Genomic DNA, 10,071 nt, shown 5'->3' on the forward strand with positions numbered 1-10,071 from the left:
CCATGCGTCACCGCCGTCGTACTCCTCATCTCAACAAGCCTGCTGACCAACGCAAGGCTCTGCTGCGGGCCCTGACCACGGCCTTGCTACGGGAAGGGCGAATTGTTACCACCAAAGCCCGCGCCAAAGCTGTTCGGGCCACAGCCGAGAAGATGATTACCCTAGCCAAGGATGGCTCCCTGGCAGCGCGGCGGCAGGCACTGGCCTACATCTACGACAAGGATCTAGTGCGATCCTTGTTTGAGCAGGCGCCCGAGCGCTACCGAGATCGAGCGGGAGGCTACACCCGCATCTTGCGCACCGTGCGCCGGCGGGGCGATGGGGCAGAAATGGCCGTCATCGAGTTGGTGTAGGCTTCATGCAAAGCCGTCGCATTGCCCTAAAGATTCAGTACCTGGGCAGGGACTTTCGCGGCTGGCAACGGCAAGCGGGCCACCGCACCGTACAAGGGGTACTAGAGGAGGCCATTGCCTCGCGGGCCGGGCACCCCGTTACCCTCTACGGAGCAGGGCGCACCGACACCGGGGTACATGCGGCTGGCCAAGTAGCTCACTTCGACACCACCTGCGGCATTCCGCCCACGGAGTGGGCACGGGTGCTCAACGACTGCCTACCGGAAGATATAGTGGTACTGGCTTCAGCGCCTGTGGCCGAGGACTGGCATGCCCGCTTTTCCGCCAGGTGGCGCCGCTACCGCTACCTCATTCTCAATCGCGAGCGGCCAGATGTGTTCTGGCGGCCCTTTAGCTGGCAAGTGCGCTCGCCTTTGCAGGTGGAGCCAATGGCCGAGGCGCTGCGCTCCCTTTTGGGGGAGCACAACCTGGAAGCCTTCCGCCGGCGGGGATCCGATCGACCGCACTCGTGGGTGCGGGTGGAGGAGGTGCTCTGCCAACGAGTAGGGGATCTCATCAGCATCGAAGTGCAGGCCAGCGGCTTCCTCTACCGGATGATGCGGCTGCTGGTGGGGTCTCTCGAGGTGGTGGGCCGGGGCGAGCTCAGCCCCCAGCAATTTGTCCACCTCTGGCAACACAACGACTGGAGCCAGATGCGCACCCGCTACAGCGCCCCTCCACAGGGCCTGTGCCTGTTGGATGTGGGCTATGCTAGGGATCCCTTTGGCCAACGCTTTCCGCAGTCTCTGCCCTTCTGGGGATCCCTTTCTTGGCCGGCAGGTGTTCTTTCTCTTGTCCCTTCTCTCTCCTAGCTGCCATGAACAAGACTCCCCTTCCTACCCCTTCCACCTTAGCCCCGCGCTGGTACGTAATTGATGCGGCTGGCCAGCGCCTTGGCCGCCTAGCGGTAGTGGTGGCCAACCTCTTGCGCGGCAAGCACAAGCCCAACTTCACCCCCCACCTGGATACGGGGGACTACGTGATCGTCATCAACGCTGAGAAAGTGGTGGTTACCGGCAAAAAGCGCACCCAAAAGCTCTACCGCCGCCACTCTGGCCGTCCCGGCGGGATGAAGGTGGAGACCTTTGCCCAACTGCAAGCCCGCCTGCCAGAGCGGGTGATCGAGAAGGCGGTGAAGGGGATGTTGCCCCACACCCGCCTAGGGCGGCGGCAATTTACCAAGCTGAAAGTGTACGCCGGCCCCCACCACCCCCACCAGGCCCAGCAGCCACAGGTCTATCCCATCCACACGATCCCAGGAGCCCAAGCATGACCCAGACAGCCAGCAACCCGCGAGCCGTCTACTGGGGAACTGGGCGCCGCAAAACTGCCATTGCTCGCGTGCGCCTGGTTCCTGGCACGGGCAAGATCATCATCAACGACCGGCCTGGCGAGGAGTACCTGCAGTACCAGGCGGCGTTCCTGGCCAGCGTCAAGGCGCCGCTGGAGCTCCTTGGCCTAGAGGACTCCTACGACATCTTGGTGCGAGCCCATGGGGGCGGCCTCCACGGCCAGGCCGATGCCATCAAGCTGGGGGTAGCCCGCGCCCTCTGCCAGCTGGATCCCTCCAACCGCGGCCCCCTCAAGGCCGAGGGCTACCTCACCCGCGATCCTCGCGCTGTGGAGCGCAAGAAGTACGGCTTGCGCAAAGCCCGCAAGGCTACTCAGTACTCGAAGCGGTAAGGGCCGGCATTGCGGCGGTAGGTATTGGGTTGATAGACATTTATTACAGGCTTATATCCACCCAGGGAGGAGGCTCTCATGCCCAAGAAAGGCATTCACCCCCAGTGGTACCCCGAGGCCAAAGTCATCTGCAACGGCGAGGTGGTCATGACGGTGGGATCCACCAAGCCAGAGCTCAGGGTTGAAGTGTGGTCTGGCAACCACCCCTTCTTCACCGGCACCCAAAAGATCATCGACACCGAAGGGCGAGTGGAGAAGTTCATGCGCAAGTACGGCATGAGCAGTGGCAAGAAAGCCCAGTAGAGCTTTCCCTTGCCTTGCTCAGGACGGCTTGGGTTCCTTGCTGACTTAGACCTATGGCTTCTGCTCAACTCATCGAGCAGCTCAAAAATGTCGAAGCTACCTTCCAGGAGCTGACGGTGCGCCTGGCCGATCCCGAGGTGGCGACAGACCCTGCGGAGCTGCAGCGAATCGCCAAGGCCCGCTCCTCCCTGGAAGCAACGGTGCAGGCCTTCCATGACTGGCAAAAGCTAACTCGCGACCTCAAGCAGACGGAGGAGCTTTTGCGCGAGGCGGCCTCTGACCCGGAGCTGGAGGCAATGGTGAGGGCGGAGCTGGAGCAGCTGCGCGCCCGTCAGGAGCAACTGGAGGAAAAGCTTACCCTGCTGCTGCTGCCCCGGGATCCCAACGACGAAAAGAACATCATGTTGGAGATCCGCGCCGGCACTGGGGGAGAGGAAGCAGCCCTGTGGGCAGCTGATCTAGCCCGCATGTACACTCGCTATGCCGAGAAGATGGGCTGGTCAGTGCGCTTGGTCAGCCTCTCTGAGGGCGACATGGGCGGCTACAAAGAGGCCATCCTGGAAATCCGCGGCGATCAAGTCTATAGCAAGCTCAAGTTCGAGGCCGGTGTGCACCGGGTCCAGCGGGTACCCATCACGGAAGCCCAGGGGCGCATCCACACTTCGACGGCCACGGTAGCGGTAATGCCAGAAGCGGACGAGGTGGAGGTGGTCATTGATCCCAAAGATATCGAGATTAGAACAGCGCGTTCCGGCGGGGCAGGGGGACAAAACGTGAACAAGGTGGAAACGGCGGTGGATCTCTTCCACAAGCCCACTGGGATCCGGGTCTTCTGCACCGAGGAGCGCTCCCAGCTGCAAAACCGGCAGCGGGCCATGCAGATTTTGCGGGCCAAGCTCTACGAGATGAAGCTGCGCGAGCAGCAGGCCTCCATTAGCTCCGCCCGCCGCATGCAGGTAGGAACAGGAGCCCGTTCAGAAAAAATTCGCACCTACAACTACAAGGACAATCGGGTTACCGACCACCGCCTCAACCAAAATTTCCCGCTCGAGCCAATTTTGGAAGGGGAGCTGGACGAGTTAATCCAAGCTTGTATTGGCCTATACCAAAAGGAGCTGTTGGCGGAGCTCTCTTGAGGAGGGCTGGGTTCTTTCTGGCGGTAGAATAATGCCTGCGTCAGTGACCCAAGGAATCCTCATGCTGGCTGAGTACCGCCAACACGCTGCCGCCCGTGCGGCGCAAGGGATCCCGCCACTGCCCTTGAATGCCGCCCAGACCAGCCAGGTGTGCGAGCTGCTTAAGGATCCCCCGCCTGGAGAGGAGGCTTTTCTGTTGCACCTCCTCACGGAGCGCGTCCCGCCGGGGGTGGACGAGGCAGCCTATGTGAAGGCCGGCTTTTTGGCCGCCCTGGCCAAGGAGGAGGTGCGCTCCCCCCTCATTCCTCCCTTGCGGGCAGTGGAGCTCCTGGGCACGATGTTGGGGGGCTACAACGTCCAGGTACTGCTGGAGCTGCTGCAGGATAGGCGGCAGGAGATCGCGGCGGCGGCGGCCCGCGCCCTCAGCCACACGCTGCTGGTCTTCGATGCCTTTCACGACGTACTGGAGCTGAGCCAGGCCGGCAACGTCTATGCGCGGCAGGTGCTGGAATCCTGGGCCGCTGGGGAGTGGTTTACTGCCAAGCCGCCTCTAGCTGAGGCCATCACCGTCACGGTGTTCAAGGTTGCCGGCGAAATCAACACCGACGACCTCTCCCCTGCCGCCCACGCCACCACCCGCCCAGACATCCCCCTTCACGCCCAGAGCATGTTGGAGTCGCGGGCACCGGGGGCCATAGCTGCCATTGCTGAGCTCAAGCGCCGCGGCCATCCGGTGGCCTTTGTGGGGGATGTGGTGGGCACGGGATCCTCCCGCAAGTCTGCCCTCAACTCCCTCCTTTGGCACATTGGCCACGACATTCCCTATGTGCCCAACAAGCGGGCCGGGGGCGTTATCCTGGGGGGCACGATTGCACCGATTTTCTTCAACACCGCCGAGGATGCGGGCGCTCTGCCCATCCAGTGCGATGTCTCCCCATTGGAGACGGGCATGGTGGTCACGATCTATCCCTACGAGGGCGTGATCCGCTCCCAGACGGGCGAAATTCTCGCCAGCTTTTCCCTGCAGCCTGTAACCTTGCCGGACGAGGTGCGGGCCGGGGGCCGCATCCCCCTTTTGATTGGCCGGGCCCTCACCGACAAAACCCGCCAGGCCCTGGGGCTGGATCCTTCTCCTCTCTTTATCCGCCCCACCCCGCCCCCCGACACGGGCAAAGGCTATACCCTGGCCCAGAAAATCGTGGGCAAAGCCTGTGGGCTACCAGGGGTGCGCCCTGGCACGAGTTGCGAGCCCCTGATGACCACCGTGGGATCCCAGGACACCACTGGCCCCATGACCCGCGACGAGCTCAAGGAGCTGGCCTGTCTGGGCTTTAGCGCCGACCTGGTGCTGCAGAGCTTCTGCCACACCGCCGCCTATCCCAAGCCGGTGGACATCCAAATCCACAAGGAGCTGCCCGACTTCTTTGCCTCGCGGGGAGGGGTTGTCCTGCGGCCGGGCGATGGCATCATCCACTCCTGGCTCAACCGCATGCTCCTGCCCGATACCGTCGGCACGGGGGGCGACTCCCACACCCGCTTTCCTCTGGGCATCTCCTTCCCGGCTGGATCGGGTCTGGTGGCCTTTGCCGCGGCCATGGGGGTGATGCCCCTCAACATGCCGGAGTCGGTGCTGGTGCGCTTTAAGGGGGAATTGCAGCCTGGGATTACTCTGCGGGACCTTGTTCACGCCATTCCCTACGTGGCCATCCAGCGGGGGCTGCTTACCGTCGAGAAGCAGGGCAAGAAAAACGTCTTTGCTGGGCGAATTATGGAAATCGAGGGCCTGCCCAATCTGAAGGTGGAGCAAGCCTTCGAGTTTACCGACGCCTCGGCAGAACGCAACTGCGCCGCCTGCACCATTAAGCTAAGCGTTGAGAGCGTTGCCGAGTACCTGCGCTCCAACGTGGTGCTGCTGAAAAACATGATTGCCCGCGGCTATCAGGACGCTCGCACCCTGCTGCGGCGCATTGCCAAGATGGAGGCCTGGCTGGCCAATCCCACCCTGCTGGAAGCGGATCCCGACGCCGAATACGCCGCCGTCATCGAGATTGATCTCAGCACCATCACCGAGCCAATTGTCTGTGCCCCCAACGATCCCGATAAAGTAATGACCCTGAGCGAAGTCCACGCCCAGCACGCGGCCGGCAACCCCGATACGCCCATCCACATTGACGAGGTGTTCATTGGCTCCTGCATGACCAACATTGGCCACTACCGCGCCGCTGCCAAGATCTTGGAAGGCCAGGGGCGGGTTAAGGTGCGCCAACTGTGGATCTGTCCCCCCACGCGCATGGACGAGGCGCAACTGCGCGCTGAAGGGGTGTACAGCATCTTTGCCGCTGCTGGAGCGAGAACAGAGATGCCTGGCTGCAGCCTGTGCATGGGCAACCAGGCTCGCGTGGCCGATGGAGCCACCGTCATGTCCACCTCCACCCGCAACTTTGACAACCGCATGGGCAGAGGTGCGCGGGTCTATCTGGGATCCGCCGAGCTGGCTGCTGTCTGCGCCCTCTTGGGGCGGATCCCAACGGTGGAGGAATACCGGCAGATCGTTACCACCAAGATCCAGCCCTTTGCCGGCGAAGTGTACCGCTACCTCAACTTCCACGAGATCCCTGGCTTTGAGGACGAGGGACGGGTCATCCCCAGAGAGCAAATGCCCAAGCTGGAAGAGGCGGTGGGGATCCAGTCTTGAGCAGAGGGGCAAAGGCGTCGAGCCTGCTACCATGGCAGGATGGTGGCGCTTACCTGGGAGCAAGCCTAATGGCCCTTAGTCAAAGAATCCTCCGCCGCATCCACCGTGCCCTGGCCCCTATCGTGGCCTTGCCCTTGCTGGTAACGGTGGTAACGGGATCCCTCTATCAAATGGCCCGCCTCACCGGAAACTTCGACTACTCCTGGCTCATCCAAATCCACAAAGGGCAGTGGGGCCCCCTCGATCTGCAGGGGGTTTACCCGTTCTTAAACGGACTGGGTCTGTTGGTTATGGTAGCTACTGGCCTGAGCCTGTGGTTGCAAACAAGCTCCCACCGCCCCTATCGGCGTTCAGAGCCCTAAGGGCTTTTGCTTGCTTTTCGTAGGGGAAATACCCCAACAGATTTCTAGAAAACTCTACACCTTGATTGGGCCAGACGGCTTAAGCTGATGTACGGAGGCTATGCTAAAGTCTCCGAGGCAAAGCTTAAAGAAAATCAACCAAAATCTCCTCAGGAGGTGGGTGGATATGGCCCTTGTTCGCTGGGATCCCTTTCGGGAAATTGACGAAATTCAACGGGAAATGAACCGGATGTTCGACCGGCTGATGGCTCGTCCTACGGAGACCGAGGCGTTTGCCTTCGTGCCGGCGGTGGAAATGCACGACGATCCGGAGACCATTACCCTGAGGCTGGAGCTGCCCGGCCTGAACCCCCAAGATCTGGATATCCAAGCGACAGCGGAGGCAGTCTCCATCAGCGGCGAGCGGCGCTTTGAGAAACGCTCCGAGGACAGAGGCGTAACCCGCAGCGAGTTCCGCTACGGGCGCTTCCAACGGGTGATCCCGCTGCCCAGCCGGATTAAGCACGACCAGGTGAAGGCGGAATACAAAAACGGGATCCTCACCCTCACCTTGCCGAAGGCCGACTCTGAAAAAGCCCAAGTGGTCAAGGTGAGTGTTGTCTCCTAAGGCGGGGAGCTAAGGCTGCCCTAAGGTTATCCGCCAAAGGCAGGTGGTATGCCTGCCCTTTTTTGCGTTGAACAAAGATTCCCCAGCGACTGCCTAGCAGAAGCAAGCTATAGCCGTAGGGGAGTATGTCAACGCAGCGGAGAATTCAGGAGGATGACCAGGCGTTCTTCCAAAAACTTCAGGTTGGCCAACACTTGACTAAACGCTTCTTCCTGGGTCCAGTCCATGATCTCCATGGTTTTGTGAACCAGCGATTGCACCGGCACCGGCAAAGGGCCGAAGACATCCACCAGCCAGCGCACCGAGAAAGGATCGATGGTAATGTTCCCCTCAGCTCCCGGCCAGCCGTTGATGTTGACAGGGCCGTTGTCGCGAATGGCGTTGAGAAAAGCCTGCTTGGCATCCAACCTCACCAAAAGGGGGTGGGCTTGTACGGTGCCGTTCCACCATTCGTCGTTTGTAAACGGCTCGGGCTTGGGAATGCCGGGGTGCCCGCACCAAAAATCAATCAAGCGGGTCATGTTGGGGAAAATCAGCTCGATGAAGTGAAGTTTTTGCTCCTCGCTTAACTTATTGAGTTGCCGCATCGAGTAGGGCACTGGCTTAGTCAAGACCCTCTCCAGCTTCCACTGCTGCCAATTCACCATGCTGATAAACTCAAGACCGGCCTGCCTCAACATCTCAAACACTTGGGGCACCGTAAAGCCCTTGTCGCTGCGCAGCAGGAAATTGGCCAGGATACCCGCTGTGGTTTTGATGGCATCTCCTTGCCAGTGGCTTTTGACAAAGCTGGCGTCTGTGAGCGCTTCCATCATCTCCCGCAGCAGGGGCACCGCTTTAGCTGCCGGCTCATCCATCACCCCCAGCAGCTCCATGGCCTCCTGCATGTTGAAGATAAACTGACGCTGGTAAAGGCTGTGAACATTGGTGCGGATGATCCCATCGGGCTTGAGCACCTGCCGCATGCCTTTCAAACCGGCAACTGGGTCGTCCAGGAGGTAGAGAACGTCGTTGCAGGCAATAAAATCAAACTCCTCCCCCAGCGCGCTCATGTCGGTAATGTCCATAACATGAAAGCGGGCGTTCTCGATCTTGTGGAACTTGAAACGCTGCTCCGCTATCTTGATAGACTCTGGGGAAATATCTACTCCCACATAGCGGGCGCCGGGGTTGGCTGTTGCCACAACTAAGGTTTCCCAACCGGAGCCGCAGCCGGCATTGAGGATCACCTTGCCTTCTGGGGATACCACCTTGCGATCCCTTAGGTACCTGGCCGTCGTGACGCTGTTGGCAAACAAAGCAAAGTTGTCGGTAACCGTCTGCTCAATTGGCACATTTGGGTAGGGAAACTCGTCAAACTGCGCCTGGACGGGGTTAGACACAGCGGTCTTTGCCATGGTGATCTCCCTGCTTTCAGGTATCCCAACACTCTTAGCACGTATCCTATCGTACTGCACAGCAAGCAAAAGACTGAGGCAAATCCAGAAAAGCCTGAGGATGGTATAGTGGTGGGGCGTTTTGTAACTACCTAACCTAGAATTCAGGAGAGTCGGGAAGAGGGATCCTTCGATGAGCCCCCGAAAGCGGCTGTTTTGGTTAATGGCAACTTTTCTCCTTGGAATTCTGGCTGCTTGTGGGCTGGCTAGCGGGCCCAGCCTCCTCAGTCGCCCAGAGACTTCATCGCCCGCCCCAGAAGGAGGCGTTGCTGCTTACTACGACGGCAACCCGCAATCGGTAACCATCCGCGATGCCGCCATTGCCTTTGCCATAGCCAACGGGATCACCCAGCCCAGCCAGATTGTTAGCTTTGTCAACAACGTCTTGAGGCTACAGCCCCCCCTCACTTTGGCCGAGGTGACCACCGCCAACCCCAACCCTGTGGCCATTTCTGACTTTGATGGGGACGGCACACCAGGCACCATTCGGGATGCGGCTATTTTGTTTGCCATTGCCACTTTGCAGACCCGCGATGCCAACCGCATCAACACCTTCGTCAACACCGTTTTGCGGCTGCAACCTCCCCTCAACCTGACGCCTGAACAGGCAGCCAGACTGCCAGGGCCGGGATTTGTTCCGCCCACAGGGCTTCCAACCGCCTCCCCTTCGCCGACACCACCCCCCCCACCGGAAGATCCATCGACACCAACCCCCTTGCCAGTTCCACCAACGCCAACGCCCTCACCTCCTCCACCAACGCCAACCGCCTCGCCATCTCCGTCTCCTGGTGGGTTTAACATCGAGATTGAGTTTATCGACAACAGCCTCAGCCCCTCCCAGCGAGAGGTTGTGCTTCGGGCAGCCCGGCGGTGGGAACAGATCATCACCGGCGACTTGCCCGACGTCACCCTAACTCTGCAGGCTGGCTCCTGCGGAGCTGGCTTCCCCCCGACTCCTCTGGTTAACCGGCCTGTGGATGACCTCTTGGTTCAGGTAACTGGCGCTCGGCTTCTCTCCGGCCCCGATAGCGATGGTCCGAGTAGAGTTCTGGCTCAGGCAGGCCCCTGCGGCCCTCCTCGGCCTGGGATCGGCATCATCCCCTATGCCAGGATGGGGATCGACCCAGCGGATTTGAATCGGCTAGAGGAGCAGAGATCCCTCTTTGACGTTGTCCTGCACGAGCTGGGCCATGCTCTGGGGTTTGGCACCGTCCCCAACTGGCGTCCTCTTCTCCTCAACAGCGGCACCTCTAACCCGCGCTTTGCTGGCCGGCAGGCCACTGCTGAGTACAACAGCCTGGGCGGATCTGGGAATGTGCCGGTGGAGGTTGAGCGACCTCCCGAAGGTCACTGGCGGCAAACCCTAGGGTTGGAGCTGATGACGCCGGTGCTGCCACCGCCACCTGCACGCCCTGCTCTTAGTCGTATTACGGCTGCAGCCATGCAGGACTTGGGGT

General features: G+C 60.6%; 11 protein-coding genes. 10 read left to right on the forward strand and 1 reads right to left on the reverse strand.

The genetic code is table 11. From position 1 onward, the window contains the following. The first annotated feature begins 2 nt into the window (after positions 1 to 2). The 9 genes from rplQ to NW806_RS06390 all read left to right on the forward strand — a co-directional run bounded on the left by rplQ (position 3) and on the right by NW806_RS06390 (position 7,178). Complete coding sequence (rplQ, locus tag NW806_RS06350) at positions 3 to 353, forward strand: 50S ribosomal protein L17 (protein WP_414395870.1); 351 nt, start codon at positions 3 to 5, stop codon at positions 351 to 353. A gap of 5 nt (positions 354 to 358) precedes the next feature. Continuing rightward, positions 359 to 1,204: a tRNA pseudouridine(38-40) synthase TruA gene (gene truA, locus NW806_RS06355; RefSeq protein ID WP_414410438.1), complete on the forward strand. Its 846-nt coding sequence runs from the start codon at positions 359 to 361 to the stop codon at positions 1,202 to 1,204. A gap of 5 nt (positions 1,205 to 1,209) precedes the next feature. Beyond that, on the forward strand, positions 1,210 to 1,665 hold the full coding sequence (gene rplM / locus NW806_RS06360; protein ID WP_414410439.1) for a 50S ribosomal protein L13: 456 nt from the start codon (positions 1,210 to 1,212) through the stop codon (positions 1,663 to 1,665). Further along, positions 1,662 to 2,075: a 30S ribosomal protein S9 gene (rpsI, locus tag NW806_RS06365; protein ID WP_414405850.1), complete on the forward strand. Its 414-nt coding sequence runs from the start codon at positions 1,662 to 1,664 to the stop codon at positions 2,073 to 2,075. The genes rplM and rpsI overlap by 4 nt, the downstream gene beginning before the upstream one ends. Before the next feature lie 78 nt (positions 2,076 to 2,153). Continuing rightward, the gene (gene rpmE / locus NW806_RS06370) at positions 2,154 to 2,378 is read left to right on the forward strand and encodes a 50S ribosomal protein L31 (RefSeq protein ID WP_414395874.1); all 225 of its coding nucleotides are present in this window, start codon (positions 2,154 to 2,156) and stop codon (positions 2,376 to 2,378) included. Between the two features lie 53 nt (positions 2,379 to 2,431). Then, positions 2,432 to 3,514, forward strand: coding sequence for a peptide chain release factor 1 (prfA, locus tag NW806_RS06375; RefSeq protein WP_414395876.1), 1,083 nt, complete (start codon positions 2,432 to 2,434; stop codon positions 3,512 to 3,514). A gap of 61 nt (positions 3,515 to 3,575) precedes the next feature. After that, a complete protein-coding gene (acnB, locus tag NW806_RS06380) occupies positions 3,576 to 6,209 on the forward strand; it encodes a bifunctional aconitate hydratase 2/2-methylisocitrate dehydratase (RefSeq protein ID WP_414410447.1) in 2,634 nt (877 codons plus the stop codon). 68 nt (positions 6,210 to 6,277) lie between these two features. Then, the gene (locus NW806_RS06385) at positions 6,278 to 6,571 is read left to right on the forward strand and encodes a PepSY domain-containing protein (RefSeq protein ID WP_414395878.1); all 294 of its coding nucleotides are present in this window, start codon (positions 6,278 to 6,280) and stop codon (positions 6,569 to 6,571) included. 166 nt (positions 6,572 to 6,737) lie between these two features. Beyond that, positions 6,738 to 7,178: an Hsp20/alpha crystallin family protein gene (locus NW806_RS06390; protein WP_414410440.1), complete on the forward strand. Its 441-nt coding sequence runs from the start codon at positions 6,738 to 6,740 to the stop codon at positions 7,176 to 7,178. A gap of 128 nt (positions 7,179 to 7,306) precedes the next feature. Here NW806_RS06390 and NW806_RS06395 read toward each other — a convergent pair whose 3' ends face one another. Further along, the gene (locus NW806_RS06395) at positions 7,307 to 8,575 is read right to left on the reverse strand and encodes a class I SAM-dependent methyltransferase (protein ID WP_414410441.1); all 1,269 of its coding nucleotides are present in this window, start codon (positions 8,573 to 8,575) and stop codon (positions 7,307 to 7,309) included. 172 nt (positions 8,576 to 8,747) lie between these two features. Here NW806_RS06395 and NW806_RS06400 point away from each other — a divergent pair. Beyond that, positions 8,748 to 10,071 (forward strand): peptidase M8 (locus NW806_RS06400; protein WP_414410442.1); only part of this gene is annotated, 1,324 nt, incomplete at its 3' end.

Origin of the sequence: Synechococcus sp. W65.1 (assembly GCF_047461615.1) — a bacterium.
In the GTDB taxonomy this organism is placed as follows: Bacteria; Cyanobacteriota; Cyanobacteriia; order Thermostichales; family Thermostichaceae; genus Thermostichus.